Below are 26,801 nucleotides of genomic sequence, written 5' to 3'. Positions count from 1 at the left end.
CGGGAGAGCCCCCATGGTCGAGGCGTTCGCGGTCGCCAGCGGCAAGGGCGGGACGGGCAAGACCACCAGCACGCTCGCGCTGGGGATGGCGCTCGCCGAGGCGTACGACGTGACGGTCGTCGACGCCGACACCGGGATGGCGAACCTGCTGTTCCACGCCGGGCTGGACGACGTGGAGGTGACGCTGCACGACCTGCTGGTCGAGGGGACCGGCACCGGCGTCGCGGAGGCGACCTACGAGCGGTTCGGGATGACGGTCGTCCCCTGCGGCACCTCGCTCACGGCCTTCGAGGCGGCGGACCCGGGGCGACTCCGCGACGTGGTCGCCGAGTTGGGTCGCGACGCCGACGTGGTGCTTCTGGACTCGCCGGCCGCGCTCGGCTCGAAGTCCGCGGTGCTGCCGGTCGTGCTGGCCGACCGGACCGTGGTCGTGGTCCAGCCCACCATCCCCGCGCTCTCGGACGGGCTGAAGGTGCAGGAGTACGCTCGCTCGTACGGCACGGGGACCGCGGGCGTGCTGTTCAACAAGGTCCGCGGGGACGCCGACCGCGTCGCCGAGCAGGCGGAGCGCCGCTTCGGCGGGCCGACGCTGGCGCAGGTCCCCGCCTCGGAGTCCGTCCGCGAGGCGCGCCGCGCGGGCGAGCCGCTGCTGGCGCACGCGCCCGACAGCGACGCCGCGGCCGCCTACCGCCGGGCCGCTGACCGGCTCGACGTGCGTCCCGACGGCCCGCCCGGGGTGGGGGAACCGGCCGACGACGGCGCGGGCGCGCTGGCGGACCGCTTCCGGAGCGCCGTCGTCCCCGACCGCCCATGAGGAAGGCGGGCGGGCCGACCGACGACGGGAGCGAGACCGCGGGCGGGAGCGATGCGCCCGAGGACGCCGGCGGGAGCGACGCGCCCGAGGCGGCGGACGAGCTCCACATCCCGCGCGGGGAGCTGCTCCGATCGCGCGTCGTCACCGACCCCGCGACGCTCCTCCGGACCGCGTTGGAGGACCGGCTCACCGGCTACGCGACCGTCGCGCCGGGGGAGACGCTGCTGCTCGACGGCGAGGCGCGCGGCGTTCTCACTTTCGCCGACGGCGTGCCGGTGCTCGCGTACGACCCGGCGACCGACGACGGCGGCGCCGACGCCCTCGCGGCGCTCGCGGGTCCCGGCCCCATCCGGATCGAGCTGTACCGGCTGCCGCCGTCTGCGCTGGCCGAGGCACACGAGACGCGGGCGTTGCGGGTCGCGCCGGGCGCGCCCGCCGCGGAGCTGGCCGGCGACCCAGACCTGGCCGACCGAACCCGCGAGGCCGCCCCGGCGGATCGACGCGAGGAGTCCCCCGACGGGGGCGACGCGGTCGCCGCGTTCCTGGCGGACGACGACCGCGTCGCCGCCATCCGCGAGCAGGCCCGCGAGGAGGCGGCCGAGCGCGCCGCCGAGTGGGGGCTCGAGGACGCGCTCGGGGACGTGAACGAGGACGCGCTGGCGGACGAGAGCGAGGACGGACGGGACGGCGACCCGGGTGTTACAGACCCTGTAACTGTATCGGATCCGAAGACGACCGACCGCAAGTAAGTATAGGTACGGCGGCCGGCGACCGTTCATCGCCAGTCGTCCGCGAAGCGGCGACCGGCCCGGCAGCGGTGCCGGTGCCCGCATTCGGCCCTCCGCAGGGCGCTCGGTCCCCACACCGACCCACCGTTCTCCGCGCTCACGTCGACCGCCAGCGGCGTCTCCGACGCCGTGCGGTCAGGGCGTCGGGTCGTCGGAGGTCGTCCCCTCGCCGTCGAGGACGTCCGCGAGCGGTCGCGAGCGCTCCAGCGCGTCGTCTATGCGGTCGCCGACCCAGTTCCGGACCACCGGGGCGTCGGACGACAGCAGCGCGCGCATGTTGCCGCCGTCGTCGTAGGCCGCGAGGCAGGCGGTGTCCCCGAACGCGCAGAGTCCGGTTTCGATCGGCTCCGGGTGGACGTACACGGAGACGGAGCCGTCCTCGATCGCCCGCCGCAGCGCCGGCTCGAAGTCGCTCTCGGAGGCCGCCAGCACCCCTCGGTCGATGACGAGGTCGATCGTCGTCCCCGCGTCCAGCAGTTCGACGGCCGACTCGTTGAACGCGCGGCTGACGATGGGGGAGACCGCCCGGACGTGACCGCCGGCGGCGCCCGCGAACACGTCGAGGAAGCGGTCGACCGGGGCGAACGGGTCCCGGTCGTCCGCGACGGTCACCTCGCCGGCCTCCAGCGCGGCCGGCGGAAGCCCCGCCTCGAAGGCGTCGACGTTCGCGACGAGGGGCCCGACCTCGCGGGCGCGGTCGGCCTCCGCGAGCAGGTCCTCGTAGGCGGCCCGCACGCGGTCCCCGGTCGCGGTGAGCCGGTACCGCGCGTCCGCCTTGCGGACCCAGTCGCGCTCGCGGAAGCCGGCGAGGATCCGCTGGACCGTCGTGCGCGTCGCGTCCACGCGCTCGGTCAGCGCCGCGGGGCGTCGCGGCTCCGCGTCGAGTTCGCGCAACACGGCGATCCGGACCGGCGACCCCGCGAGGTAGCGGGCGTCGCGGTGCGGGGCGTCGTCCATATCGACCGACAGTTGGACCACCGGGACGAAATACGTTGCCGTCGCCGCCATCCGGATCCATTTACGCCGGCGTCACGAAGAGCGGGTATGAGCCTCCAAACCCTCGTCGTCGCCATCGGCCCGACCGAGGAGTCGCGCATCCGCCAGCTGACCGAGACGGTGATCGACGTCGCCGAGCCGAGCGACGCGGACGTGGTGCTGTACCACGCCTTCTCCGAACGAGCGTTTCGGGAGGGCGTCACGGAGGCGGGCTACGACCCGGAGGACCCGCCCGAGCCCGATCAGGTGGCCGAGCGGCTGGAGAGCGTCGTCTGTCTCACCGACGCGCTCGAGGACGCCGGCGTGCGTCACGAGGTCGAGAGCACCGTCGAGCCGACGGTGGAGGGGATCCTCGGCGTCGTCGACGACCGGGACGCCGACATGCTGTTCGTCGGCGGCCGCAAGCGCTCCTCCACGGGCAAGGCCGTCTTCGGCAGCACCTCCCACCAGGTGATGATGAACGCCGAGTGTCCGGTCGTGTTCGTCCGCGAGGGCGCCGACGCGGACGAGGCGAAGCCCGCGGAGGGCACGGCTGCGGACGCCGAGCGGTAGCGGGGCGCTCGGCCCGCGGTCGCCGGGAGCGCGGGCTCCTGCGGCGCGGCCGACTGCGGCCGGTCAGAACACGAGCTGGATGGGGGACCGCGACCCGAGCCCGAAGCGCTCGTCGCCGCGGCCGTCGTTTACGTCACACTCCACGTAGCCGTGGCTCCCGACCGTGACGAGGCGCTCGCCGCGGTCGACGTCCGCGAACGTCTCGCCGACCGGGACGCGCTCGCCGTTCACCTCGACCGACTCGACGCCGTCCAACACCGCGCCCGGAACGTTGGTGATGACGTTGCCGAAGGTGTCGATGACCATCACCTCGCCGACCGCCGACACCGGTTCGCCCGCCGCGTTTCTGTCCACGGTCGCGGTCGGCAGCGAGAGGTCCACGTAGTCCTCGGCGGGGGCGATCCGGTCGACGGCCGCGAGATCGTCGACGCCGGCGTCGTGGACGTCCGCGGCCGCGGGCGCGAACACGTCCCGACCGTGGAACGTCGCGGAGTCCGGTTCGGGGGCGTCGATGGCGAACACCGCTATCCCCGGGTCGTCCTCGGTGGGAGCGTCGACGGGACCGCCCCGTCTACCGGCGGCGAGGCGTCGAGCCGCTGGGATCGCGAGCCCGTTGTCCGGCGCGACGACCGCGTGATCGCCGGCGCGGACGACGACGGCGGCGCGGTCGGTGCCGACGCCGGGGTCGACGACCGCACAGTGGACGGCCGGCGGGAACTCGGGGAGCAGGAAGCGGAGCCAGAAGGCGCCCGCGCGCACGTCGCCGCGCGGGAGGTCGTGGCTCACGTCGAGGAGCTCGGCGTCGGTGCGGCGCCGGACGACGCCGCGCATCGCGGCGGGGTACGGGGGACCGAAGTCGGAGGCGAGCGTGATCACGGTCACTCCCCGTTGGTGTCGGTCTCGGCGACGCGCTGGATGCGCGCGACGCCGCCGACTTCCTCGATCACGTTCACGACGGCCTCGGGGACGAGCGACTCCCAGTCGCGGCCGTGGATCATTCGCTCGCGGAGCTCGGTCCCCTCCAGCACGTCCCGGTTGAACATGGGGGAGCCGCGGACCTCCACGCCAGCCTCCTCGAACAGCCTGACGACGAGGGGGTTGTTGGAGTAGGCCACCTCGAACTTCGGGGTCATGCTCTCGACGTGGCTCACCCAGACGGAGTTGCGGTCGAGGTCCTCGATGGGGACGACGTAGGTGGTGAGGTCGAGCTCCTCGACTGCCTTGGTCACCATCATCACGCGCTCGCCGGCGGTGAAGGGGTTGCGCGTGGAGTGGGAGTCGCCCGCGGAGCCGATTCCAAGAACGAGCTCGTCGACCTCCGTGGCGATCTCCTCGACCATGTGGCGGTGGCCGTCGTGGAACGGCTGAAAGCGTCCGATGTAGAACCCCCGCATACGCGCCAGTTGGACGCGGGCGATTTATAAATACGGCGGGTCGCCCGCGATGGCGCGTTCGGCCGGTAGAAATGGTGACGAAGCCGTCTACGTCCCGGTAGCCCTCGCGCACTCGGGGAGAAAGTATATCAATCGCCGTCGCCACGTTTTCAGTAGCGACACTCGATTCTATGAGCAACGAAAAGGACACGACCGAGGGGGGCCGCGAGGGGGACGACGCGCCCGTGAGCGACGAGCACCCCGACTCGGACGCCGCCGACGGTCGGGACGGGGACGACGCCGTCCCGCCGGCGGAGGATCCGCCGGACACCGGCGAAGCGGACACCGGCGACGATCCGACCGCACCCGCGAGCCGGGACGGTTCGCTCGGGAGCGGCGGCGCGGCCGAGGATGGCGTCGACGAGGACCCGGTCGGTGAGGGTCCGGTCGACGAGAGCCCGGTCGACGACGACGGGGGTATCGACGAGCTCGGCAGCACCGTCGAGGTCGAGGGCGCCGAGATCGAGGACGACCCGGACGAGGACGACCTGCTGGGCGGGCTCAAGATCGACTCCACGTCGGAGATCGAGATCCCGGACCGGCTCGTCGACCAGGTCATCGGGCAGGAACACGCCCGCGACGTGATCATCAAGGCGGCCAAGCAGCGCCGCCACGTGATGATGATCGGCTCCCCGGGGACGGGGAAGTCGATGCTCGCGAAGGCGATGGCCGAGATGCTCCCGAAGGAGGAGCTTCAGGACGTCTTGGTCTACCACAATCCGGACGACGGCAACAAGCCGAAGGTCCGGACGGTCCCCGCCGGCAAGGGCGAACAGATCGTCGAGGCCCACAAGGAGGAGGCCCGCAAGCGCAACCAGATGCGGAGCTTCCTGATGTGGATCATCATCGCGGTGGTGCTCGGCTACGCGCTGATCATCACCAGCCAGATCCTGCTCGGCATCCTCGCGGCCGGGATCATCTACCTCGCGTTCCGCTACATGAACCGCGGCTCGGACGCGATGGTGCCGAACCTGCTGGTGAACAACGCCGACACCCAGACCGCGCCGTTCGAGGACGCCACCGGCGCCCACGCCGGCGCGCTGCTGGGCGACGTGCGCCACGACCCGTTCCAGTCCGGCGGGATGGAGACGCCGAGCCACGACCGCGTCGAGGCCGGCGCCATCCACCAGGCGAACAAGGGCGTGCTGTTCGTCGACGAGATCAACACGCTCGACATCCGCAGCCAGCAGCACCTCATGACGGCGATCCAGGAGGGCGAGTTCTCGATCACGGGCCAGTCCGAGCGCTCCTCGGGCGCGATGGTCCAGACCGAGCCCGTCCCGACGGACTTCGTCATGATCGCGGCCGGGAACCTCGACGCGATGGAGAACATGCACCCGGCGCTGCGCTCCCGGATCAAGGGGTACGGCTACGAGGTGTACATGGAGGACACCATCGAGGACACCCCGAAGATGCGCCGGCAGTACGTCCGGTTCATCGCCCAGGAGGTCGCGAAGGACGGCCGCCTGCCGGAGTTCACCGCGGAGGCCGTCGAGGAGGTCATCCTCGAGGCGAAGCGCCGCTCCGGCCGGAAGGGGCACCTCACGCTCCTGTTCCGGAACCTCGGCGGGCTGGTCCGCGTCGCCGGCGACATCGCCCGCGGCGAGGACGCCGACTACACCACCCGCGACCACGTGCTGTCGGCGAAGGGCCGCTCCCGCTCCATCGAGCAGCAGCTCGCGGACGACTACATCGAGCGCCGCAAGGACTACGAGCTGCAGGTCTCGGAGGGGTACGTCACCGGCCGCGTCAACGGGCTCGCCGTCATGGGCGAGGACTCGGGCATCATGCTCCCCGTGATGGCGGAGGTCACCCCCACGCAGAGCGGCGGCCAGGTGATCGCCACCGGGCAGCTGAAGGAGATGGCCGAGGAGTCCGTCCAGAACGTCTCGGCGATCATCAAGAAGTTCTCCGACGAGAACATCTCCGAGAAGGACATCCACATCCAGTTCATCCAGACGGGCCAGCAGGGCGTCGACGGCGACTCCGCGTCCATCACGGTCGCGACCGCCGTCATCTCCGCGCTGGAGGACATCGGCGTCGACCAGAGCCTCGCGATGACCGGCTCGCTGTCGGTCCGCGGCGACGTGCTCCCGGTCGGCGGCGTCACCCACAAGATCGAGGCGGCCGCGAAGGCCGGCTGTACCCGGGTGATCATCCCGAAGGCCAACGAGCAGGACGTGATGATCGAGGACGAGTACCGCGAGATGATCGAGATCATCCCGGTCTCGCACATCAGCGAGGTCCTCGACATCGCCCTGGAGGGCGAACCCGACAAGGACTCGCTGGTCGCCCGCCTCAAGTCGATCACCGGCTCCGCGCTGAAGGAGGGGGGCGTCGCCGGCTCCTCGAACCCCAGCCCGCAGTAGCGCCGGGTCCCGTTTTCCGACGTTTCTCACCGACTCATCACGCTACCCATGACCGACTGGACCGCCTTCGCCGTCGGGGTCGGCCTGCTGACCGCCGCCCTGCTGTTTCTGACGCACCGGTCGCGGCGAACGCTCGACCGCGTCCGGATCGTCGGCGTCGACGAACCGGCGGGAGCGGTCTCCGAACCCGCCGCCGCCGATCCACCGCGTCCGGTCCTCACCACGCGCGCGCTCCTGGCGAACGTGGCGGTCTCGCAGGCGCTCGCGCTCGCGGCGCTCGCGGCGCTCGCGTGGTGGACCGAGGTGCCCGCCGCGGCGTTCGGCCTCGCACCGGACGCCGCGACGCCCCGCCTCCTCGCGGTCGGCGCCGTCGCCGGCGTCCTTTTGTACCTCGGCAACGAGGCCGCGGCCGCGCTCGCGCGCCGGGCCGGGTACAGCCCGTCGACTCGGCTCCGCGAGGCGATGGCGCCGACGACTCGCGGCGAGTGGGGGCTCCTCCTCGGCGTCGTCGTCCCCGTCATCGCCGCGACCGAGGAGGCTGCGTTCCGGGGCGCGCTCGTGGGCGCGCTGGCCGTCGGCTTGGGGCTCGACCCGTGGCTCCTCGTCGCGGGCTCGTCAGTCGCGTTCGGGCTCGGACACGGCGCGCAGGGCCGGCTCGGCGTGGCGGTCGCCGCGCTACTCGGCGCCGCGCTCGGCGCGCTGTTCGTCGCGACCGGGAGCCTGCCCGCGGTCGTCGTCGCCCACTACGTCGTCGACGCGCTGGAGTTCGGCGTGCGTGAGGGGCTCGGGCGGGAGCCGTTCTCCGACGAGGCGGCGTCCCGGTAGGCGGGGCCGGTACGGCATCCACCGCGGCGGCGCCGACCTCCGCCATCCACCTCGCGCACGCGGGCCGGCGCGAGGCGAGTGCGCGGCTGCGTCGTGCCCGGACGCGCCCGTCCCCGCGTGTGCTTGCGGTTTTCGGCGGTTCCGGCACGAAAGGTTTAGGCGGGGGAGCGGCGTAGCGGGACGCAATGAGTCGGGGTCCGGAGCTGATCATCACGGAGAAGGACAACGCCGCGCGGCGCATCGCGGACATCCTGAGCGGGGAGTCCGCGGAGGCCGACCGGATGAACGGCGTCAACGTCTACAAGTGGGGCGGAAAGCGCTGTATCGGCCTGTCGGGCCACGTCGTCGGCGTCGACTTTCCCGCGGAGTACAACGACTGGCGCGACGTGGAGCCGGTCGAGCTGATCGACGCGCCGACGACCAAGGAGCCGACACAGGAGAGCATCGTCGCGGCCCTGCGGCGGCTCGCGCGCAACGCCTCCCGGGTCGTCATCGCGACGGACTACGACCGGGAGGGCGAACTGATCGGTAAGGAGGCCTACGAGCTGGTCCGCGAGGTGAACGAGGACGCGCCGGTCGACCGGGTTCGGTTCTCCTCGATCACCGACAACGAGGTGAAAAACGCCTTCGAGAACCCCGACGACCTCGACTTCGACCTGGCCGCGGCCGGCGAGGCCCGGCAGGTGATCGACCTCGTCTGGGGCGCGGCGCTGACCCGGTTCCTCTCGCTGTCGGCCCGCCAGCTCGGCGACGACTTCATCTCCGTCGGCCGGGTGCAGGGGCCGACGCTGAAGCTCATCGTCGACCGCGAGCGGGAGATACAGGCGTTCGACCCCGAGGACTACTGGGAGCTGTACGGCGACCTCACGAAGGACGGCGGGGACCCCTTCTCGGCGCAGTACTTCTACAAGAACGCGCACGGCAACGAGTCCGAGCGCGTCTGGGACGAGGCGACCGCCGGGACGCTCGACGAGGCGCTCCGGGCGGCCGAGGGCGCGACCGTCGACTCGGTCAGCCGCCGCACCCGGACCGACGACCCGCCGGCGCCGTTCAACACCACGCAGTTCATCCGCGCCGCGGGCTCGCTCGGCTACACCGCCCAGCGCGCGATGTCCATCGCGGAGGACCTGTACACCGCCGGCTACGTCACCTACCCGCGGACGGACAACACCGTCTACCCGGACGACCTCGACCCCCGCGAGCTGCTCGAGGCGTTCCTGAACTCGGGCTTCTCGGACGAGGCGAAGGGCCTGCTCGAACAGGAGGAGATCAAGCCCACCGAGGGCGACGAGGAGACCACCGACCACCCGCCGATCCACCCGACCGGCGAACTCCCGTCGGCCGCGGACCTCTCGGACGACGAGTGGGAGGTGTACGAGCTGATCGTCCGGCGCTTCTTCGCGACCGTCGCCGATTCGGCGGAGTGGGAGCACCTCCGCGTGGTCGCGCTCGCGAACGGCGCGGCGACCGAGATCGCCGCCGAGGCGGACCCGCGCGCGGCCCTCCGGGACCCCGCCCAGGCTGACGAGGCGGACGCGGTCGAACCCTCCCTCGCCGCGGACGGCGGCCTCCGCATGAAGGCGAACGGCAAGCGGCTCGTCGAACCGGGCTACCACGACGTGTATCCGTACCTGTCCTCCAGCGAGACGGTCGTCCCCGACGTCGAGGAGGGCGAGACGCTCGCGCTCGACGAGCGGACCCTCGAGGCGAAGGAGACCCAGCCGCCGCGGCGCTACGGCCAGTCGCGGCTCATCGAGAAGATGGAGGAGCTCGGCATCGGGACGAAGGCGACGCGCCACGGCACCCTCGAAAAGCTCTACGACCGCGGCTACATCGAGAACGACCCGCCGCGGCCGACGCGGCTCGCGGAGGCGGTCGTCGAGGCCGCCGAGCAGTTCGCGGACCGGGTCGTCTCCGAGGAGATGACCGCCCAGCTGGAGGCGGACATGCGCGCCATCGCGGACGGCGAGACCACCTACGAGGAGGTGACCGAGGAGTCCCGCGAGCTGCTGGAGACGGTGTTCGCTGAGCTGACCGAGTCCCGTGAGGAGGTCGGGGACCACCTCCGCGACTCGCTGAAGGCCGACAAGACGCTCGGCCCCTGCCCGGAGTGCGGCGAGGATCTGCTGGTCCGAAAGTCCCGGCACGGCTCCTACTTCGTCGGCTGTGACGGCTACCCCGACTGCGAGTACACACTCCCGCTCCCCTCCACGGGGAAGCCCCTGATCCTCGACGAGGAGTGCGAGGAGCACGGGCTCGCGCACGTGAAGATGCTCGCCGGGCGCAAGACGTTCGTCCACGGCTGCCCGCAGTGTAAGGCCGACGAGGCGGACGAGCAGGACGACGAGGTGATCGGCGTCTGTCCGGAGTGCGGCGAGGAAGAGGGCGGCGAGTTGGCGATCAAACAGCTCCGCTCCGGCTCCCGGCTGGTCGGCTGTACGCGCTACCCGGACTGCGACTACTCGCTCCCGCTCCCCCGGCGCGGCGAGATCGAGGTGACCGACGAGACCTGTGAGGAACACGACCTCCCGCACCTCCGGGTCCACTCCGGCGACGAGCCGTGGGAGCTCGGCTGTCCGATCTGCAACTACCGGGAGTACCAGGCCCGACAGAACGGGTCGGAACTGGAGGCCGTCGAGGGCATCGGCGAGAAGACCGCCGAGAAGCTCGAGGGCGCGGGCGTCGAGTCCGTCTCCGACCTCAAGGACGCGGACGCCGAGGACCTGGCCGCGGACGTGGACGGCGTGGGGCCGGATACGGTTCGGGACTGGCAAGCGAAGGCCGACTGAGACTCCGCGCGTGCGGGTCGGCAGTCGGCGGTCCCGCGAGGAGCACCGGTCCGGTACCGTTCAAGCGGCCGTGGTCCGCTCGGTGAGGCGCTCACGGGCGACTACTAGCCCGATCCCGATCGCGATCACGAGGCTCGCGCCGACGTGAACGGGAAACGTGAACACCGCGTCCGCAGACGGCACGTTGACGTATCGCAGTCCGGCGATCGCGAGGAAGGCGATCCCGAAGGCCGCGTACGCGTGGAGCGCCGACGCGGCGATTCCTGGAAGTCGGTCGGCGTAGACCCCGGTGATCCCGCCCGCCAGCAAGCCGGCGACGAAGCCGACAAACACGCCGATGATACCGATTCCCGGCGCTTCTCCGGCGCCCAACAGTTCGATCGTCGCGGCCCCGGCCAACAGGAAGGTCGTGATCGCAGTCCCGAGTCCGAGGACGATAGCGCGAGCGCTCATCCGTAAACGATCGTGTGGTGACACGATAAATGCGGTGGACGAACGACCCGTCGTGCCCGATATCCGTCGGAGACCGTCCTCGGCGTACGCGCTCGACGCCCTCTCAGCCGTCCGACTGCGGTCGGATCAGGTCCGCGAGCGCGACGAGCAGGCCGAGCAGCCAGCCGGCCGGCACGGACAGCGCGAGCCACATCAGGACGTAGCCGGTGCCCTCGAGCGTGAAGTTGGCGCGGAGCCACTCGTTTATCCCGCCGACCGCGAGCAGGGTGTCGAGGATCCAGATCGCCAGCTCGGTGCTGTTCGGGAAGATCACGTTCCCGAGCGAGGGGGTGAACAGCGCCGCGACGACCGGCGGCAGGAACAGCGCCGTCATCGCCGCGGGATACGCGAGCAGGACGCTGGTGATCCGGCCGCCGACCTTCGCGAACAGCGCCGCGAAGCCCGCCGCCGCGACCGCGACGACGCTCGCGGCCCCGACAGCGAGGAAGGCCTCGGTGGAGAGTTGGAACCGCGTGACGACCGTCAGGGCGCCCCAGACGAGCGTCGCGACGCCGACCACGCCGAGCACGCCGATCCGCGTGACCGCGGAGTCGAGCCGTCCCGCGTAGTGGCGCGTCGCGAACCCCACGAGCAGGAGCGGGTAGCCGACGAGCACCGGCAGGAGGCCGAGCGCCGCCCAGAGGTAGTAGCCGACCTTCTGCGGGGCCGTCTCGGGCTTCCACTTGCCGAGGACGTGGCTCGCGTCCAGCTGGCGGGGAAACAGCAGCTCCATCCACGTCTCGTGGAGCCGCAACACGTCGATCCGGATCGCGCCGAGCAGCCCCGGTGACCGTCGTTCCATCGCCCGCTACTCTCACCCGAGGCGACGTGAACTTTGTGCCTTCCCGCGCGGACTCGCCCGACTCGACCGGAGTCGTCTCACTCCGCCGTCAGTTCCACGGCGCGAAGCCGGGGTCGACCTGCCGCTCCGTGCGGTCGATGCTCGACAGCTTCGCCATATCGTCGTCGTCGAGCCGCACCGCGAGCGACCCCCAGTTGTCGCGGATGTGCCCCTCGCTGGCCGCCTTCGGGATGGCCGTCACGCCGCGCTGGCGGAGCCACGCGAGCGACACCTGCGCGGGCGTCGCCTCGTGTTTCGCCGCCACGTCCGCGACCTCGGGGACGTCCAGCACCGACCCGCGCGCGAGCGGGGAGTAGGCGACCGGGTGCACGTCGTGCTCCTCGCAGGCGTCGAGCAGGTGCTGTTGGGGAAGCAGGGGGTGACACTCGAACTGGTGGGCGAAGATGGGCGCGTCGGTCAGCTCGCAGGCCTCCGCGAGCTGGTCGGGCTCGAAGTTGGAGACGCCGATGCGGTCGGTGACCCCCTCGTCGACGAGGTCGTCGAAGGCCGCGAGCGTCTCCGCGGCGTCGTAGCTCCGGGACGGCCAGTGGACGTACAGCAGGTCGACGTGGTCGGTGCCGAGCTTCTCGAGGCTGTCGTAGGCGGTCTCGACGACGTCCTCGCCCGCGAGGTTGTCGATCCACACCTTCGTCGCGAGGAACACCTCCTCGCGGTCGACGTGCGAGTTCGCGATGGCGTCGCCGACCTCGCTCTCGTTGCCGTACGCCTGCGCCGTGTCGACGTGGCGATAGCCCATCTCGAGGGCGGTCTCGACCGCGTCGACGCACGCCGCCGGGTCCTCCAGCTTCCAGGTCCCGTAGCCGAGCATCGGCATCCCGCCGAGCGTCGGCACGTCGCCGGCGGTCGGAACGCCCTCCACCGTCGTGACCTCGATCTCGTCGGTCATGGTCGAACGGTCGGCGCGTCGGGTGAAAGAAATTGTGGCGGGGATCGAACGAGGTCGGGCCCCGAGGTGCCGGAGTGCGGGCGCCTCAGTTCCCCAGCCAGCGGTCCTTCGCGAACCCGACGAGCAGCGGCAGGTCGTCGAGGTGGATCAGCCGCCGCAGCGCGGCGGGGTTTCCGCCGTTGACGGCCGCGAGCACGTCCTCGTTCGTCTCCCCCAGGTCTGCCATCAGGCGGTCGTACCGGTCGTTGGGGGCGAGGTACAGAAGCTCCGTCATCAGCAGCCGCCTGCGGGCGTTCGGCGCGACCTTCGAGTGCCAGAGGTCGTCGTACGTCGCCATCGCGGCCGCGGAGGTGTCGACTTCGCCGGTCAGACAGCGGTCCGCCGTCGCGGCGGCCGCGCGGCCGGACTGCATCCCCTTGTGGATCCCCTCCCCCCAGAGCGGGTCGATAGTGGGGACCGTGTCGCCGACCGCCATGAACGAGTCCGTGCTCAGGCCGGTCGGCAGCTGGATGTGCGCGGAGCCCCGGTGAACCTTCCCGTCCATCTTCTCGGCGTTCCGGAACCGGGGGTCCCGGTCGAGCCACTTCTCGAGATAGCCGTCGATGGTCGTCCCCTCCTCGGCGAACTCGCGGTGGCGGTCGTTCTGGATGTAGCAGAGCCCGACCTTCGCGGTGTCGCCGCCGGTGTGGAAGATCCACGAGTAGCCGCCGGGTGCGATGTCGTGGTCGAGCCGGAGCATCATCGCGCCGCGGAGGTCCGCGTAGTCGGGATGATTCACGTCGACTCCCTCCATCTCCCACTCGATGCCGATCGCCTGGTTCTCCCGCTTCAGATCCACGACGTCGAGCTTTTTCGCCAGCGGCGCCGCGGGACCGGTCGCGTCGACCACGATCTCCGCGCGGACCTCCTCGTCGCCGCCGTAGCGGACGCCGACGACGTCGCCGTTCTCCGTGATCGGCGCGGAGACGCGGGCGTCGAAGCGGTACTCGGCGCCCTTCTCGCGGCCGTCCGAGACCAGCCACTGTTTGAACTCCGCGAACTCCAGGACCGCGCCCGGTTGGTGCTGGACGTAGTGACGGTTGGGCGACTCCAACACCACGTCGTCGGTGAACTGCATCACCACGTCGTCGGGCACGCCGAACGACGACATCATGGAGGGGAACGTCCCCGCGGTCGACTTGTTGCTCTGACGCGGGAACTCGGACTCCGGCTCCGTCTCGAGCACGAGGACGTCGTAGTCCCGCGCGGCGAGGTCGCGGGCACACTGTGCGCCCGCGGGGCCGGCTCCGGCGATGACCACGTCGAAACGGTCGCTCATAGCCGAAGGTGATGCCCGCGATTTATCAGTATTGCTGAAGCGTCGTGTCCTCCGCGAGTCGACGGGTTTCGCGACCGACGCCCCGACCGCCGCCGCCGACCGTCGACGCCGACCGCTGGACGGAAACGGCGACGCGCCGCCGCGGCCGCGCGGGGTTTATACCGCTTGACGCGATTACTGGTACCCATGCGAACCAAGATCGTCGCCGCACTCGCGGTCGTCGTGCTGCTCGCCGGCTGTACGGGCGGCGCGTACAGCTTCGAGTCCTCGCCCGCGAGCGTGCCCGACGGCGCGCTCTCCGAGGCGGGCTACGAGCCCATGGAGCCGGAACCGTTCACGATCAACGAATCCGTCGAGGTCGCCGGTGTGAGCGCCGACGTCACGGCCACCTCGTGGACCGCGACCTACCCCAGTAGCGAGCGGCAGGCCTCGCTCACGGTCGCGTCGACGCCCGACGCGACGATCGCCGGGCAGTCGGTCAACCCCGTCGTGCGGCTCTCGAACGAGGAGCTGGTCCAGCGCGTCCTCGACCGGGCCGGCGATTCGGCCAACCTCAACGCCAGCGACGTGGAGGTCGTCGGCTCCGAGACGCGGACCGTTCTCGGCACGGAGACCGAGGTGACGACCTTCGCGACGACCACGCAGGTGAACGGAGAGGACGTGCCGCTCCGCATCCACCTCGCGACCGTCGCCCACGAGGGCGACGTGGTGGTCCTCGTCGGCCTCCATCCGGCCGCGGTCGACGAGAAGGCGACGCTCCTGGACCTGATGGAGACCGTCGAGCATCAGGGCGCGGAGTGACGCGGCGGGGTTCGAGACGCCCGCTGCCGACGCGGAAACGCGCCGGTCGCTAACGAACTCTCGACGCCGCGGAAAAGGCTGCGGACGGCGGGTCAGTAGAACTCGCGGACGAGGTCGGTCGCGCCCTGGGGCGCGCCGTCGGGGATGATCGACATGTCCTCGTCGACGCCGTGCTGCTCGTGGTACGGCACCGAGTCCTCGTCCTTGTAGACGACGCCCTGATACTCCTTGTTCTGGTCGAGGATGACGTCCTTCGCCGCCTCGCGGTCGGTCGGGTCGTGGTCCTCCTCCTTGAGGTCCACGAGGTTGTCGCGGAAGTAGTCGTAGGTGTCCACGTCGTTGAACGTGACGCACGGCGAGTAGACGTTCACGAAGCCGAAGCCGTCGTGCTCGACGGCCTCCTGCACGATCTCCTGGTGGCGGAGCGCGTCCGAGGAGAACGACTGCGCGATGAACGTCGCGCCGGACGCCAGCGCCAGCGCGTGGGGATTAACCGGCGGCTGCTTCGGCCCCTCCGGCGTGGTGGCGGTCTCGAAGTCCTCGCGCGAGGTCGGCGAGGCCTGCCCCTTCGTCAGCCCGTAGATGCGGTTGTCCATCACGACGTACGTCATGTCGACGTTGCGCCGGACGGCGTGGACGAAGTGACCCGCGCCGATGGAGTAGCCGTCGCCGTCCCCGCCCGCGACCATCACCTCGATGTCGGGGCGGGCGATCTTCACGCCCGTGCCGACGGGTAGCGCGCGTCCGTGAACGCCGTGAAGCGCGTAGCTGTGCATGTACGTGCCGATCTTGCCGGAACAGCCGATGCCGGCCACGACGAAGGTGTTGTCGGGGTCGTTGCCCGTCTCGGCGAGGGCCTTCATCATGCCGTTCATGGTCCCGAAGTCGCCGCAACCCGGGCACCACGTCGGCTGCTTGTCGGACTTGAAGTCGGTGAATCGGATGTCTGAGCTCATTGGTTACGCCTCCACCCCCGTCGCGAGGGACTCCCTGATCTCCTCTGCGAGTTCGTCGGCCTTGAACCGCACGCCGGTGTACTTGTTGACGCGGTCGACGCGCTCGAGCACGTCGTGCTCGACGATGTCCGCGAACTGGCCCGTCTCGTTACACTCCACGACGATCGTCTGGTCGGCCGCCGCCACCGCGTCCGACAGGTCCGGCCGCGGGAAGATGTACGGCACCGAGAGCACGCGGATGTCGATCCCGCTCTCCTCGAGCAGGTCGAGCGCCTCCGCGAGCGCCCCCTCGTTCGACCCCCAGGTGATGACCAGGTTGTCGGCGTCCGGGTTCCCGAACTCGCGCGGGCTCCAGTCCTCGCGCGCCTCGGCCGTCTCGACCTTCCGGTTGCGCTTGTCGACCTGCTCGACGCGCATCTCGGTGTCCTCGGTCCGGCGGCCCTGCTCGTCGTGCTCCAGGCCGGTGGACATGTGCGCGCCGCCCGACGTGCCGGGGAACGCGCGCGGCGAGATGCCGTCCTCGGTGATCTCGTGCGGCTGGAACCCGCCCGACTCGGAGAGGTGCTCGTCGATGTCGGCCTCGTCGACGACGAAGCCGCGGTCGACCTCCACCTCGTCCATGTCGAAGGTGTCCGGCGTGAACGTCTGCTCGGTGACCGCCATCGAGAGGTCCGCGGTGAGGTACACCGGGATCTGGTACTTCTCGGCGAGGTTGAACGCCTCGACGGTCTTCCAGAAGCACTCCGCGATGGTCGTCGGTGCGAGGACGAACCGCGGCACCTCGCCGTGGCCGCCGTACAGCATGCCGTTGAGGTCACCCTGCTCCTGCTTCGTCGGCATCCCGGTCGAGGGACCCGAGCGCATCACGTTACAGATGACCAGCGGCGTCTCCGAGGTCGCGATCAGGCCGAACGTCTCCGTCATCAGGTCGATCCCGGGGCCGGAGGTGGCGGTCATCGAGCGCGCGCCCCCGCGGGCAGCCCCGAGCGCCATGTTGATCGCGGAGAGCTCGTCCTCCGCCTGGATGACGTGTCCGCCGAACTGCTCGATGCGGCCCTTCAGGTAGGTCATCACGTCCGTCGCGGGCGTGATGGGGTAGCCGGCGTAGAACCGGCAGCCGGCCGCGATGGCGCCCATGCCGATCGCCTGGTCGCCGTTGAGCAGGACGTAGTCCTCGTCGGTCGTCTCGAGGTCGTAGTCGAACTCGTGGTCGTACTCCTCGGCGACGTACTCCTGACCCGCGCGGGCCGCCTCCTTGTTGTTGTCGACGAGCTGCTGGCCCTTGTCCTTGAAGCGCTTCGTCAGCGCCGAGTCGAGGTTCTCGATCGGGAAGTTCGTCACCTCGCAGGCCGCCCCGAGCGCGACGACGTTGCGCATGATGGCCCCGCCGGCCTCCTCGGCCAGCCGCTTGAGCGGCACGTCGAGCCCCACCATCTCGCCGGGGATCTCGACGTCCTGCATCGTCGTCCGCTCGCCGTCGTAGATGATCACCGAACCGTCGTGGAGCTCGTCCAGGTTCTCCTCGATGGTCCGGGGCGTCAACGCGATCAGCACGTCCAGTCGGTCGACGACGCTCTGTACCTTGTCGACGGACGTGCGAACCTTATACGCGGTGTAGCCGCCGCGAATCCGGGACGCGAAGTCCTTCGACGTGAACACGTGTCGACCCGCTCGGGAGAGCGCTTGCGCGAAGATCTTCCCCGTCGAGTCGATGCCATCGCCGGCTTCCCCGCCGATGGCCCAGTTGAAGTCCGCAGCCATGCTGTCTCTGGCTTCATCCGGACCAATCAAAAGGCTTCTGAAAGCATGAACCGGGGCATTATCTAAAAGTTCGCCCGATAGCGGGCATATAGAAAACGAACGTTCATCATTTGTGTCTCTTAACGCCGATAATCTCGTGTATGTCCACCGAATTCGGAGAGTCGCCCCGCCGCTCCCCGTCGGTCATCGGCAACTGTCGTGAACGCGGCCCGGATCCGCGGTGCGTTTCGGCAATTTCTGTATCCGAATTCGTCATCCGTCGAATCTGGGCGGTGCGGGTGTGCCGCGGAACCGGAGCGCCGCGGAACCGGAGCGCCGCGAAGCAGGCCCCGTCCCAGTTCCGGGCTACCCTCGCCCGAAGCACAACCCTCATTCGGCGCACGGCCGAGAGGCCGGTATGGACACGACGGTCACAGTCACCGCGTCGGCGTCGGTCGGCCCGGACACGGTCGCGGTGCGGTTCGCGACCCCCGAGGGCTTCACCGCGGAGCCGGGGCAGTTCGTGAAGATCTCCGCGACGGTCGAGGGGGAGGGATACGCGCGCTTCTACACCCTCTCCTCCCCGGACGTGGACGAGGAGTTCGAGGTCACCATCGAGGTCGACCCCTCGGAGGGCGGCCCGTTCTCGGAGTACCTCGCCGGCCTGAGCGCGGGCGACGAGGTGGAGATCTCGGGCCCCTACGGCGACGACCACTACGAGGGCGAGGCGCGCGTCGTGGTCCTCGCGGGCGGGCCCGGCATCGGCCCCGCGGTCGCGATCGGCGAGCGCGCGCTCGCGGACGGCAACGAGGCCGCGGTCGTCTACCGCGACGACGCGCCGGCCCACGGCGCCCGCCTGAACGACCTGCGGGAGCACGGCGCGTCCGTCCACGTCGTGGGAACCGACGAGACCGAGGCGTTCGACGAGGCGGTCGAGGAGGCGGTCACCGGCGCCGACGACGAGCAGGTGTTCGTCTTCGGCTTCGCGCCGTTCGTGGCGGCCGCGGGCGACGCGATCGAGGCCGCCGGCGGCGACCCCGACGCCGCGAAGGTCGAGAACTTCGGCTAGGCGACGCTCGCCGCGGCGCCGCGTTCGCCGTTTTCGTCCCGGCCGGGGATCGAACCGCTGGGACTCGAGACTCCCGGTGCGTCCCGTTGGATATCTGTGCGGCGGTTTTTCTGTCTCCGCCGATCCTGCTGATCGGGACGGCACCACCAGAGCGCCTCGGCCACCGCCCCAGCCACCGCCCCAGCCACCGCCCCAGCCACCGCCCCAGCCACCGCCCCGCACCGCACAGCAGCCTCACACCTCCCCAGCCTCGGGTCGGCCGCGGCCGCGGAACCGCACAGCAACGCAGCGCGGCCGCGGCCGGCCCTCCCTCGCGCGGTCGCGGCGACACGCGTTGCGGTCGCCGCGGCGCGCGCCGACGGCACGGCACCGCCACCGCACTGCCCCGCACAGCACCGCCGCCGGCCGAGCGTTTTTCCGGGATCGCGCGGAATTCCCGCCGTGAGTGCAGCCCGACTGAGGCAGTCGCGCCGCATCGCCCGCGGGCACTCAGACCGGGAAGTCGGCGTCGGGGTCGACGACGCGGTCGACCTGCGGCGGCATGGTCCAGTCGGTCGTCAGCTCCAGCAGCTGGACGAGCATGCGGCCGGTGGCGCCCCAGACGGTGTAGCCGTCGACGCGGAAGAAGTGGACGCGGTGGTCGCCGTACTCCGGGTGGTCGCGGCGCTCCGATTCGTAGTTGGCGAGGTCGGTGAGCGCGGCGACCGGGAGGACCACCACCTCCGCGACCTCGCTCTCGTCGGGGACGTACTCGCGGTCGGGGACCGTCGCGACGAACGGGCGGACGGCGTAGTCGGTGACCGTGGTGATGTCGTCGAGGGCGCCGTGGATCTCGGTCTCCTCGGGGCGGAGGCCGATCTCCTCGTTGGCCTCCCGGAGCGCGGTCGCGCGGAGGTCAGCGTCGGAGGGCTCGCGACCGCCGCCGGGGAAGCTCATCTGCCCGGGATGCTCGCCGAGGTGGTCGGCGCGCTTTGTGAACAGCAGGTGGGGCTCGTCGTCCCGTCGGAGGAGGGGCGCGAGGACCGCCGCTTCGCGCGCGGCGTCGGTGACCGCGACCGGCGTGCGGTGCCGGAGCCCGGACAGGTCCATGCCCGGATCTGGGTCCCGGCCGGCGTTAGTCTTGTCCTCCGTGCAGTCCCGGCCGGGATCCTGCGACTGTGTCGGGCGGCCGCCCGGCCGCGGCGACCGGCGCCGCTCGCGTCGCCGTCACTCGGCGTCGACCAGCGCCTCGGTCAGCCGGTCGCGCACGTCGTCGGTCTCTACGGGCGCCCACACGTCGAGGTCGTAGCAGACATCGAGCAGGGTCTCGGCGCGGTCGCCCCCGCGGGACCCCGATGCGTCGAGGAGGGCGTCGGCCTCCGCGCGGAGCCGGCTCGCCACGGCGCGCCCGAGCGCCTCGCGGTCGGGGTCCCGCTCCTCGACGTCGAGGATGTGCGGCAGGTCCTCGGCGCGCTCGGGCAGCGTCGGGAACGCGGCCGGCCCGACCGCGAGGCGGTCGTCGTCGGTCACCGCCGGGACCCCCCCTGCGTCCGCGGGCGGACCGTCGTCCGCCGACTCGCCGTCGTCGACCGGAACCAGCGCGTACTCGCGGATCGCGGCGTCGACCGCCGCGTCGACCGCCGCGTCGTCCACGTCGGCGCCCCGCTTGAACGCCAGCTCCGAGAGGGCGGCCCGCAGCTCGGCGCGCGTGAGCGCGCCGAACAGGTCGACGACGCCGGCTATCTCGTCGCGGGCCGCGACGCTGGCGGCCGGGTTCTCCCCGGCGGGCACCTCGGGGTCGGTCACGCGTCGAGCACCTCCGAGAGGTCGGCCCGCGCCGCCTCGCGGACCGCGTCGGGCGAGAGCCCCGTCTCGGCCCACGCCGGGAGCCGGGTGTCCGTCCCGGGCGCGGCCACGGAGTCGGCGTACGTCTCGACCTGCGCCAACTCCGCCTCGCGGTCGTACTCGAACCCGTTGAACGCGGCGTCGGTGGCGTACCCGGTCACGATCCGCTCGGCTGCGTCCCGGTACCGCCCCGGAAGCGCGCCGAGGTCCGGGTCGACGCCGTGGTCCGCGAGCGTCCGGAGGACCGCCCCCGTGACCGCCTCGCTCATGTCGGCGAGCCCGGTCGGCCCGCGGACGGAGCGGTGGTCGTGCTCGTAGCGCCCGAGGTCGACCTGCGCCGAGCCGGAAAACCCGGCCTGCGCGAACGCGTCGCCGAGCGTTCCGACCTCCAGGCCCCAGCCGCGGGGGATCCGCATCCCGGCGACCAGGTCGCTCGTCGCCGCGAACTCCCCCGCGAGCGCGTACCGGAACGCGCCGAGATAGTCCAGGATGGGCGCGTCGTGCGCGTCCGCGAGCGCTCGCACGAGGGGACGATACAGCAGGCGGAACAGGCGTCCGTAGAGCTTCCCGTCCTCGACGCGGGCGTAGTAGCCCTTCGAGAAGGCGTGGCCGTGCGCGAGCGGGAACAGCAGGCGCGGGACGTACGCCGGCGTGTAGCTCCGCGTGTCCGCGTCGTGGACGACGACGAACTCCTCGGTGATCGCCCGGCCGAGCCCGAGCCACACGTCGCGGCCCTTCCCGCGCTCGCCGTCGAGGCCGTGCTCGGCGAGCAGCGTCGCCAGTCGCGGCCCGTCACACCAGAGCGTCTCCACGGGGAGGTCGAACTCGCCCAGCCACTCGTGGAACGACCCGGCGTGTTCGGGGGTCGCGCGCAGCGGCACGACCACGCGCGCCGGGTCGACAGCCTCCAGCGCGGTCAGCACGCGCTCGGCCGCCAGCCCGCCGTACTCGCGTTCCGTCATCGGCACCACCACCGCCGCGCGGTCGGTCGGCGCGTCCGGCGTCCGGTCCGTCAGCGCGTGGAGGGTCGTCACGCGCTCCTGGACGTACTCCATCGACCGAAGGGACGGCCGGACGCCTCAAAAGGTCGCGGGTCGCGGACGGTGCAGCCGGTCCGTCGCCGGCCCGAGCGAGCGCTATCCCGGGATCCGTCCGGCTCGGTCCAGCCCCGCGAAGACGGCGACGAGAACGGCGAGCCCGGCGGCGAAGGCCGTAAACACCGCGTCGTACGCGATGCCCCGCTCGACCAGCGCGCCGACCGCGGAGGAGCCGAGCGCCTGCGTGAGCATCATGCCGCCGGAGAAGACGGCGTACGCGGTCGCGCGCGTCGTGTCGGGGAGCGTGTCGAGGATGTACGCGTCCGCCGCGGGGAACATCGCGTGGATGGTGAAGCCCGCCAGCGTCGTAGCTGCCACGAGCGGCCAGAGGCCGGAGGCGGCGACGATCAGGAACACCGAGCAGACGAACGAGGCGATGACCGCGAGCAGGAACTGCACGCGCGGGAAGCGGTCGACGAGGGTGCCCGAGATGAAGAAGGCGGGGACGCCGGCGGCGAAGATGACCGTCAGGAGGTTTCTGGCCGTCGCCTGCGGCAGCCCCTTCGCGACCATGTAGAGCTCGTAGAAGTTGAACAGGCCCTGCCAGACGAAGCTCGTGATCCCCATCAGCGCGACGCCGGCGACGATGATGTGCCACTCCGAGCGCGCGGCGGCGAGGAAGCCGGTCGCGGCCACGTCCACGTCGGGGAGGTCCGCGCGGCGCGCGAGCACGTACGTCAGGGCGGTGAGAAGGGCCGCGAGGACGCCCAGCCCGAAGAACGCGTAGCGCCAGTCGTACCACAGCGCGACGGTGGCGACCGGCGCGACGACGACCGCCGCGACCTGGCTCGCCATCCCGTGGATCCCCATCACGCGGCCGACGCGGTCGGGGAACAGCTCCGAGATGAAGGGGTTCGCCGAGACGAAGTAGACGCCGGAGGCGGTGCCGACCGCGAACGCGCCGACCATCAGCCACGCGACGCCGTCGGTGAACCCCAGGAAGACGGCGCCGAGCGAGAGCATGGCGCCGGACGCGAGCACGACGTGGTGGCGCGGCACCTTCGTGAGCAGCCAGCCGGTCGGGAACCGCGGCGCCGCGGAGCCGACCCACGCCAGCGTGACGACGAGGCCGGCCGTCCCCTCCCGGATCGCGAACTCGTCGATGAACTCGCCGACCAGCGGGGCGAAGATCACCCGCGCGAAGTTGACGAGGAACACCAGCCCGCACAGCGAACCGAACAGCTTGGCGCGAGACACGTCGGCCGTAACACGCCCCCCGCTTCAAGCGTTCCGAAAGCAGACGGCGCATACGCGGTCGGCCGCGACGACGGTCGCGCTCCCGGCGGTCGGGTATCCGCGCGCCCGCGGCGGGGTCTTTAACACGCCCGGCGTCCAACTCCCGCGTATGAAGTCGACTCGGAAGGGGCTACGCGACGGGGACCTGTTCAAGGACACCTACGAGCGGCTCAACTGCGCGGCCTGCGAGAAGGTGCTCAAGAAGCAGAACGACCCCGACAAGGTGTACTCGGTGCGGATCTGTCCGGAGTGCGAGGCCGAGTTCAAGGAACTCCGCTGAGACGTCCCCGCTCCTCCCGGGCGCGCTTCTTCGGGCGCGCTTTTTCACGCGTACTTCTGTCGGGCTCGTTGTTTCTCGGGGTCACTGGTCGGGGCCATTTTTCTGCCCACGTTTCTCGGGCCACGCTCGCCGAACGGGCCGGGGTCCACGCGAGCCGCCCCCGTCCCCGACCCGGCCGCGTCCCCCTCACTCGAAGACCGCGTCGAAGGCGTTCGCGCCCAGCGGGTCGAACGTTCCCGCTGCGACGTTCTCGCGGACGTGCGCCGGGTCGCTCGCGCCCACCAGCGAGCAGGTGACGCCGGGCGCGCTCCGCGCGAAGTTGAGCGCGCGCTGGGCCGGCGTGTCGCCGGCCAGCCGGTCGGCGACGTAGTCGGGCAGCGAGGTGGACAGCTCCCCCTGCCCGATGCTCGCGCTCGTGAACACGCCGACCCCGGCCTCGTGGGCGCACTCCAGCGTCGAGACGCGTTCGTCCGCCTCGCCCGCGTGGTCGTCCGGTCGCGGCTGGTTCGCCCGCGTGAACGCGTCCGCCATCGCGACGTTGAACGGGAGCTGGACCGCCGCGAAGCCGCAGTCGTCGGCGCCCACCGCCTCCGCGGCCCGTTCCGCCCGCTCGATCACCGCCGGGAGCGAGAGGTGCGACTCGTGACCCTCCGGGACCCGGAACGCCTCCCACGTCGCCACGCCGTAGCTCCCGAGGTCGCCCGCGAGCCGCCGGCGCTCCAGCAGCTCGAAGGCCGCCTCCAGCGCGTCGTACACCTCGGCCCGCGACCGGACGGCGAGTTGCGTCTCGGGGTTGTGGACGTAGTAGCAGTCGACCGCGTCGAGCCGGAGCGCGGACAGCGACCGGTCCAGCATCGCGTCGAGAAAGCCGGGCGCGATCGCGTGGCTCCCGTGTGCGAGGTCCTCGCGGTCCACGACTCCCGTTTCGAGGAACTCCTCGCGGACGTACGCGCCCGGGTCCTCGGGCCGGGTACCGTCGAAGGGGACGAAGCCGCCCTTCGTGGCCACCAGCACCGCGTCGCGGTCGACGTCCGCGGCCGCGAGCGCGTCGCCGACCGCGCGCTCGGAGCGGCCGCAGCGGTAGTTGACCGCGGTGTCGACGACGTTGACGCCCGACTCCAGCGCGAGCCGGATCGCCTCTCGGTAGCGTTCGTCGACCGCGTCGGTCGGCTCGCCGAGGTACGTCCCGATCCCGACGCTGGAGACGACGCCGGGGCCGAACCGCCGGAAAAAGGTGCGCCCGAACGCGTCCCCGAACCGGTCGCGGTAGCGCCAGGTCGCCTCGCGTGTCGCCATACCCGGGGTTGGTGGGCGGCGTGTAAAAGGGACGCCGTCGCGGACGGGTCGTTCACCGGCGGAACCGTGATTCGGCCGGAGAGATCGAAAGCGCCCGAGGCGGCCCTCCGTCCTGCTGGTCTGGGCGGCGCCACCTCGCCACTGCCGGCTCGACTGCGCCGGGTTCCGACGGACGGTCCGGGCCGCCTGCGGTCGCGGGCGCCGGGCTGCGGCTCCCGTTGTCCCGCTCGTTCCTCGTGGGACCCTCGCCGCGCGCGCTGACGGGACCAAAACCGCACCCCACAGCACCGCGAGCGGTTTTGAAACGCACCGATCAACCTATCGCGGTAGTTCGGCCGCGGACGCAACGTATAAGGGCCTCTCGGCCGCAGGTTCGACCGTGATTCCGACCGCGTCCACGTCCGCATCGGCGGCGTCCGAAGCGGCGCGGCTCTTCTCGAAAAAACGCGCATGATGCGTCCACAGGCGGGAGTGGCGACCCCGTCCCGGACGACCCCCGGCACCGGGCAGCCCCCGGACGCGCTCGTGCGCGTGCTCCGTTCCGACTCACGACCGACACCCGACAGTCGACACCCACCCGCGGCACTATCCGCGGCACCCACACGACGACACACCCCATGACCGACATCACGCTCGACGGCGTCTTCCCCGCGATGACGACGCCGTTCACGGACGACGGTATCGACCACGACCAGCTCGCGGCCAACGCGCAGTACCTCGAAGCGGCCGGCGTCGACGGGCTCGTCCCCGTCGGCTCCACCGGCGAGTCGGCGACGATGACCCACGACGAACACGTAGAGGTGATCGAGACCGTCGCGGCCGCGGTCGAGGACGTGCCCGTCATCGCCGGCACCGGCTCGAACAACACCGCGGAGGCGCTCTCGCTCTCCCAGCGCGCGGCGGACGCCGGCGCTGACGGACTCCTGCTCATCTCGCCGTACTACAACAAGCCCGAACCCGCGGGCTTCCTCGAACACTACCGCACGGTCGCTGACGCGGTGGACCTCCCGCAGATCGTCTACAACGTCCCCTCGCGGACGGGGCAGTCCATCCCCGCGGACGTGACCGTCGAACTCGCCGACCACCCCAACGTCGCGGGCTACAAGGCGGCCTCCGGCGACCTCAACCTGATCTCCGAGGTCGTCGAGCGCACGCGAGAGAAGGAGTTCTCGGTCCTCTCGGGCGACGACGGGCTCACCCTCCCCATCCTCTCGGTCGGCGGCCGCGGCACCATCAGCGTCGTCGCCAACGTCGAACCGGAGCGCACCTGCGCGATGGTCGGCGCCGCGCTGGCGGGCGACTACGACCGCGCCCGCGAGCTCCACCACGAACTCGGGCCGCTGACGCGCGCGCTGTTCACGGAGACGAATCCCATTCCGGTGAAGGAGGCGATGCACATCCGCGGGATGGGCTCGCCGACGGTCCGCCCGCCGCTCACGCGGCTCTCGGAGGAGCACCGCGAGGAACTGGCCGACCTGCTCGCGGAGTACGAGGGCGGCGAGCCGGACGTCGCGGAGGCGACGCGATGACCGGGAACGGCTCGGAGGCGGACGCCGGCGGTGCCGAGGTCGGCGGCGACGACCCGGTCCGCATCGCCGTCACCGGCGCCGGCGGTCGGATGGGCGGCGAGGTGATCGGCGCGGCGGCCGACAGGGAGGACGTGCGCGTCGTCCTCGCGGTGAACCGCTCCGAGACGGAACCGGTCGCGGGCGTCGCGGTCGACCCCGCCGACAACCTCGACCGCCTGCTCGCGGACGCGGACCCGGACGTGCTGGTCGACTTCACCGGTCCCGCGTCCGCGGCCGACTACGCCGAGGCGGCCGCCGAGGCGGGCGTCGCGGTCGTCACCGGCACCACGGGCTTCGACTCCTCGGAGACGCGTCGGCTCCGCGAGGCGAGCGAGGCGGTGCCCCTGCTGAAGGCCGCGAACTTCTCGCGGGGCGTGCTGGCGCTCCGCCGGGCCGTTCGGGAGGCGGTGCGGGCGGTCCCGAGCTACGACGTGGAGTTGACCGAAACGCACCACAACGGCAAGCGCGACGCTCCCTCGGGCACCGCGAAGACGCTGCTCGACGACGTCGAGGCGGAGCGCGGCGACCTCGACGAGCGGACGCACGGCCGCGAGGGCGAGGCGCCCCGCGAGCCCTCTGAGATCGGCGTCCACGCCCGGCGCGCGGGCGACGTGACCGGCGAGCACGAGGTGCTGCTGGCGGGCAACCGCGAGACGCTGGAGCTGACCCACCGCGCGGGCGACCGGGCGGTGTTCGCCATCGGCGCGCTCGACGCGGCCGTCTGGCTCGCCGACCAGCCCCCCGGCCGCTACGACTTCGCGGACGCGGTCGATGCCGCAACCGACGAGTAAAAACGACCCACTCCCCTCA

Annotated in this window: 25 protein-coding genes; 11 read left to right on the top strand and 14 right to left on the bottom strand. The window is 71.4% G+C overall.

Annotated elements, in window-relative coordinates; all coding sequences use genetic code 11:
• The first annotated feature begins 13 nt into the window (after positions 1-13).
• On the top strand, positions 14-814 hold the full coding sequence (locus ACZ432_RS11145) for a nucleotide-binding protein (RefSeq protein WP_426962342.1): 801 nt from the start codon (positions 14-16) through the stop codon (positions 812-814).
• Positions 811-1,563: a hypothetical protein gene (locus tag ACZ432_RS11140; RefSeq protein WP_426962343.1), complete on the top strand. Its 753-nt coding sequence runs from the start codon at positions 811-813 to the stop codon at positions 1,561-1,563. Before ACZ432_RS11145 ends, ACZ432_RS11140 begins: the two co-directional genes overlap by 4 nt.
• 174 nt (positions 1,564-1,737) lie before the next feature.
• On the opposite strand, the gene ACZ432_RS11135 is transcribed toward ACZ432_RS11140, so the two are convergent.
• On the bottom strand, positions 1,738-2,559 hold the full coding sequence (locus ACZ432_RS11135; protein ID WP_426962344.1) for a helix-turn-helix transcriptional regulator: 822 nt from the start codon (positions 2,557-2,559) through the stop codon (positions 1,738-1,740).
• Between the two features lie 87 nt (positions 2,560-2,646).
• On the opposite strand from ACZ432_RS11135, the gene ACZ432_RS11130 reads away from it, so the two are divergent.
• Complete coding sequence (locus ACZ432_RS11130; protein ID WP_426962345.1) at positions 2,647-3,150, top strand: universal stress protein; 504 nt, start codon at positions 2,647-2,649, stop codon at positions 3,148-3,150.
• Between the two features lie 63 nt (positions 3,151-3,213).
• On the opposite strand, the gene ACZ432_RS11125 is transcribed toward ACZ432_RS11130, so the two are convergent.
• Together ACZ432_RS11125 and ACZ432_RS11120 are read right to left on the bottom strand one after the other, a co-directional pair.
• Positions 3,214-4,026 (bottom strand): SAM hydrolase/SAM-dependent halogenase family protein, encoded by an 813-nt coding sequence (locus ACZ432_RS11125; RefSeq protein ID WP_426962346.1) that lies wholly within the window; start codon positions 4,024-4,026, stop codon positions 3,214-3,216.
• Positions 4,027-4,028: 2 nt separating this feature from the next.
• On the bottom strand, positions 4,029-4,544 hold the full coding sequence (locus ACZ432_RS11120) for a nicotinamide-nucleotide adenylyltransferase (RefSeq protein ID WP_058365518.1): 516 nt from the start codon (positions 4,542-4,544) through the stop codon (positions 4,029-4,031).
• Between the two features lie 170 nt (positions 4,545-4,714).
• On the opposite strand from ACZ432_RS11120, the gene lonB reads away from it, so the two are divergent.
• From lonB to ACZ432_RS11105, 3 genes are all read left to right on the top strand, one after another.
• Positions 4,715-6,952: an ATP-dependent protease LonB gene (lonB, locus tag ACZ432_RS11115; RefSeq protein WP_426962347.1), complete on the top strand. Its 2,238-nt coding sequence runs from the start codon at positions 4,715-4,717 to the stop codon at positions 6,950-6,952.
• A gap of 48 nt (positions 6,953-7,000) precedes the next feature.
• Entirely contained in the window at positions 7,001-7,777 is a 777-nt protein-coding gene (locus ACZ432_RS11110) for a CPBP family intramembrane glutamic endopeptidase (RefSeq protein WP_426962348.1), read from the top strand.
• Between the two features lie 185 nt (positions 7,778-7,962).
• Positions 7,963-10,566, top strand: a complete 2,604-nt coding sequence (locus ACZ432_RS11105; protein WP_426962349.1) for a DNA topoisomerase I — start codon at positions 7,963-7,965, stop codon at positions 10,564-10,566.
• A 60-nt stretch (positions 10,567-10,626) separates the two neighbouring features.
• Here the strand turns inward: ACZ432_RS11105 and ACZ432_RS11100 are convergent, their stop codons facing one another.
• The 4 genes from ACZ432_RS11100 to ACZ432_RS11085 all read right to left on the bottom strand — a co-directional run bounded on the left by ACZ432_RS11100 (position 10,627) and on the right by ACZ432_RS11085 (position 14,124).
• A complete protein-coding gene (locus ACZ432_RS11100) occupies positions 10,627-11,019 on the bottom strand; it encodes a permease (RefSeq protein WP_426962350.1) in 393 nt (130 codons plus the stop codon).
• Positions 11,020-11,122: 103 nt separating this feature from the next.
• Positions 11,123-11,860, bottom strand: coding sequence for a hypothetical protein (locus tag ACZ432_RS11095; RefSeq protein WP_426962351.1), 738 nt, complete (start codon positions 11,858-11,860; stop codon positions 11,123-11,125).
• Positions 11,861-11,948: 88 nt separating this feature from the next.
• Complete coding sequence (locus tag ACZ432_RS11090; RefSeq protein ID WP_426962352.1) at positions 11,949-12,806, bottom strand: aldo/keto reductase; 858 nt, start codon at positions 12,804-12,806, stop codon at positions 11,949-11,951.
• A gap of 85 nt (positions 12,807-12,891) precedes the next feature.
• Positions 12,892-14,124 (bottom strand): digeranylgeranylglycerophospholipid reductase, encoded by a 1,233-nt coding sequence (locus tag ACZ432_RS11085; protein ID WP_426962353.1) that lies wholly within the window; start codon positions 14,122-14,124, stop codon positions 12,892-12,894.
• 186 nt (positions 14,125-14,310) lie between these two features.
• Here ACZ432_RS11085 and ACZ432_RS11080 point away from each other — a divergent pair, with 186 nt between their 5' ends.
• Positions 14,311-14,925 (top strand): DUF6517 family protein, encoded by a 615-nt coding sequence (locus ACZ432_RS11080; protein ID WP_426962354.1) that lies wholly within the window; start codon positions 14,311-14,313, stop codon positions 14,923-14,925.
• A gap of 92 nt (positions 14,926-15,017) precedes the next feature.
• Here the strand turns inward: ACZ432_RS11080 and ACZ432_RS11075 are convergent, their stop codons facing one another.
• Both ACZ432_RS11075 and ACZ432_RS11070 read right to left on the bottom strand, forming a co-directional pair.
• Positions 15,018-15,881 carry a 2-oxoacid:ferredoxin oxidoreductase subunit beta gene (locus ACZ432_RS11075; RefSeq protein WP_426962355.1) on the bottom strand — a complete coding sequence of 288 codons (864 nt, stop codon included), beginning with the start codon at positions 15,879-15,881 and terminating at the stop codon, positions 15,018-15,020.
• Positions 15,882-15,884: 3 nt separating this feature from the next.
• Positions 15,885-17,642, bottom strand: a complete 1,758-nt coding sequence (locus ACZ432_RS11070) for a 2-oxoacid:acceptor oxidoreductase subunit alpha (protein ID WP_426962356.1) — start codon at positions 17,640-17,642, stop codon at positions 15,885-15,887.
• 397 nt (positions 17,643-18,039) lie between these two features.
• On the opposite strand from ACZ432_RS11070, the gene ACZ432_RS11065 reads away from it, so the two are divergent.
• Positions 18,040-18,690 carry an FAD-dependent oxidoreductase gene (locus ACZ432_RS11065; RefSeq protein ID WP_426962357.1) on the top strand — a complete coding sequence of 217 codons (651 nt, stop codon included), beginning with the start codon at positions 18,040-18,042 and terminating at the stop codon, positions 18,688-18,690.
• 489 nt (positions 18,691-19,179) lie between these two features.
• Here the strand turns inward: ACZ432_RS11065 and ACZ432_RS11060 are convergent, their stop codons facing one another.
• From ACZ432_RS11060 to ACZ432_RS11045, 4 genes are all read right to left on the bottom strand, one after another.
• Positions 19,180-19,779: an NUDIX hydrolase gene (locus ACZ432_RS11060; RefSeq protein WP_058365507.1), complete on the bottom strand. Its 600-nt coding sequence runs from the start codon at positions 19,777-19,779 to the stop codon at positions 19,180-19,182.
• 117 nt (positions 19,780-19,896) lie between these two features.
• Entirely contained in the window at positions 19,897-20,475 is a 579-nt protein-coding gene (locus ACZ432_RS11055) for a DUF7109 family protein (RefSeq protein WP_426962358.1), read from the bottom strand.
• Positions 20,472-21,569 (bottom strand): glycosyltransferase family protein, encoded by a 1,098-nt coding sequence (locus ACZ432_RS11050; protein WP_426962359.1) that lies wholly within the window; start codon positions 21,567-21,569, stop codon positions 20,472-20,474. Before ACZ432_RS11050 ends, ACZ432_RS11055 begins: the two co-directional genes overlap by 4 nt.
• An 81-nt stretch (positions 21,570-21,650) precedes the next feature.
• Positions 21,651-22,808, bottom strand: coding sequence for an MFS transporter (locus ACZ432_RS11045; RefSeq protein ID WP_426962360.1), 1,158 nt, complete (start codon positions 22,806-22,808; stop codon positions 21,651-21,653).
• A gap of 148 nt (positions 22,809-22,956) precedes the next feature.
• On the opposite strand from ACZ432_RS11045, the gene ACZ432_RS11040 reads away from it, so the two are divergent.
• Positions 22,957-23,127 (top strand): HVO_0758 family zinc finger protein, encoded by a 171-nt coding sequence (locus ACZ432_RS11040; RefSeq protein WP_426962361.1) that lies wholly within the window; start codon positions 22,957-22,959, stop codon positions 23,125-23,127.
• Between the two features lie 186 nt (positions 23,128-23,313).
• Here the strand turns inward: ACZ432_RS11040 and ACZ432_RS11035 are convergent, their stop codons facing one another.
• Positions 23,314-24,423, bottom strand: a complete 1,110-nt coding sequence (locus ACZ432_RS11035) for an aldo/keto reductase (RefSeq protein ID WP_426962362.1) — start codon at positions 24,421-24,423, stop codon at positions 23,314-23,316.
• 617 nt (positions 24,424-25,040) lie between these two features.
• On the opposite strand from ACZ432_RS11035, the gene dapA reads away from it, so the two are divergent.
• Together dapA and dapB are read left to right on the top strand one after the other, a co-directional pair.
• Complete coding sequence (gene dapA / locus ACZ432_RS11030) at positions 25,041-25,952, top strand: 4-hydroxy-tetrahydrodipicolinate synthase (protein WP_426962363.1); 912 nt, start codon at positions 25,041-25,043, stop codon at positions 25,950-25,952.
• Positions 25,949-26,782 (top strand): 4-hydroxy-tetrahydrodipicolinate reductase, encoded by an 834-nt coding sequence (dapB, locus tag ACZ432_RS11025; protein WP_426962364.1) that lies wholly within the window; start codon positions 25,949-25,951, stop codon positions 26,780-26,782. Before dapA ends, dapB begins: the two co-directional genes overlap by 4 nt.
• Positions 26,783-26,801: the final 19 nt, after the last annotated feature.

The sequence above is a fragment of the Haloparvum alkalitolerans genome (assembly GCF_055381565.1).
The sequence above is the reverse complement of the archived record's forward strand: the minus strand, read 5'-3'. Positions and strand labels throughout refer to the sequence as shown.

Excerpts from the sequence above, each read along its gene's own strand:
- ACZ432_RS11145 (WP_426962342.1), top strand. The coding sequence starts at position 14 with ATGGTCGAGGCGTTCGCGGTCGCCAGCGGCAAGGGCGGGACGGGCAAG.
- ACZ432_RS11140 (WP_426962343.1), top strand. The coding sequence starts at position 811 with ATGAGGAAGGCGGGCGGGCCGACCGACGACGGGAGCGAGACCGCGGGC.
- ACZ432_RS11135 (WP_426962344.1), bottom strand. The coding sequence starts at position 2,559 with ATGGACGACGCCCCGCACCGCGACGCCCGCTACCTCGCGGGGTCGCCG.
- ACZ432_RS11130 (WP_426962345.1), top strand. The coding sequence starts at position 2,647 with ATGAGCCTCCAAACCCTCGTCGTCGCCATCGGCCCGACCGAGGAGTCG.
- ACZ432_RS11120 (WP_058365518.1), bottom strand. The coding sequence starts at position 4,544 with ATGCGGGGGTTCTACATCGGACGCTTTCAGCCGTTCCACGACGGCCAC.
- lonB (WP_426962347.1), top strand. The coding sequence starts at position 4,715 with ATGAGCAACGAAAAGGACACGACCGAGGGGGGCCGCGAGGGGGACGAC.
- ACZ432_RS11110 (WP_426962348.1), top strand. The coding sequence starts at position 7,001 with ATGACCGACTGGACCGCCTTCGCCGTCGGGGTCGGCCTGCTGACCGCC.
- ACZ432_RS11105 (WP_426962349.1), top strand. The coding sequence starts at position 7,963 with ATGAGTCGGGGTCCGGAGCTGATCATCACGGAGAAGGACAACGCCGCG.
- ACZ432_RS11100 (WP_426962350.1), bottom strand. The coding sequence starts at position 11,019 with ATGAGCGCTCGCGCTATCGTCCTCGGACTCGGGACTGCGATCACGACC.
- ACZ432_RS11095 (WP_426962351.1), bottom strand. The coding sequence starts at position 11,860 with ATGGAACGACGGTCACCGGGGCTGCTCGGCGCGATCCGGATCGACGTG.
- ACZ432_RS11090 (WP_426962352.1), bottom strand. The coding sequence starts at position 12,806 with ATGACCGACGAGATCGAGGTCACGACGGTGGAGGGCGTTCCGACCGCC.
- ACZ432_RS11085 (WP_426962353.1), bottom strand. The coding sequence starts at position 14,124 with ATGAGCGACCGTTTCGACGTGGTCATCGCCGGAGCCGGCCCCGCGGGC.
- ACZ432_RS11080 (WP_426962354.1), top strand. The coding sequence starts at position 14,311 with ATGCGAACCAAGATCGTCGCCGCACTCGCGGTCGTCGTGCTGCTCGCC.
- ACZ432_RS11075 (WP_426962355.1), bottom strand. The coding sequence starts at position 15,881 with ATGAGCTCAGACATCCGATTCACCGACTTCAAGTCCGACAAGCAGCCG.
- ACZ432_RS11070 (WP_426962356.1), bottom strand. The coding sequence starts at position 17,642 with ATGGCTGCGGACTTCAACTGGGCCATCGGCGGGGAAGCCGGCGATGGC.
- ACZ432_RS11065 (WP_426962357.1), top strand. The coding sequence starts at position 18,040 with ATGGACACGACGGTCACAGTCACCGCGTCGGCGTCGGTCGGCCCGGAC.
- ACZ432_RS11060 (WP_058365507.1), bottom strand. The coding sequence starts at position 19,779 with ATGGACCTGTCCGGGCTCCGGCACCGCACGCCGGTCGCGGTCACCGAC.
- ACZ432_RS11050 (WP_426962359.1), bottom strand. The coding sequence starts at position 21,569 with ATGGAGTACGTCCAGGAGCGCGTGACGACCCTCCACGCGCTGACGGAC.
- ACZ432_RS11040 (WP_426962361.1), top strand. The coding sequence starts at position 22,957 with ATGAAGTCGACTCGGAAGGGGCTACGCGACGGGGACCTGTTCAAGGAC.
- ACZ432_RS11035 (WP_426962362.1), bottom strand. The coding sequence starts at position 24,423 with ATGGCGACACGCGAGGCGACCTGGCGCTACCGCGACCGGTTCGGGGAC.
- dapA (WP_426962363.1), top strand. The coding sequence starts at position 25,041 with ATGACCGACATCACGCTCGACGGCGTCTTCCCCGCGATGACGACGCCG.
- dapB (WP_426962364.1), top strand. The coding sequence starts at position 25,949 with ATGACCGGGAACGGCTCGGAGGCGGACGCCGGCGGTGCCGAGGTCGGC.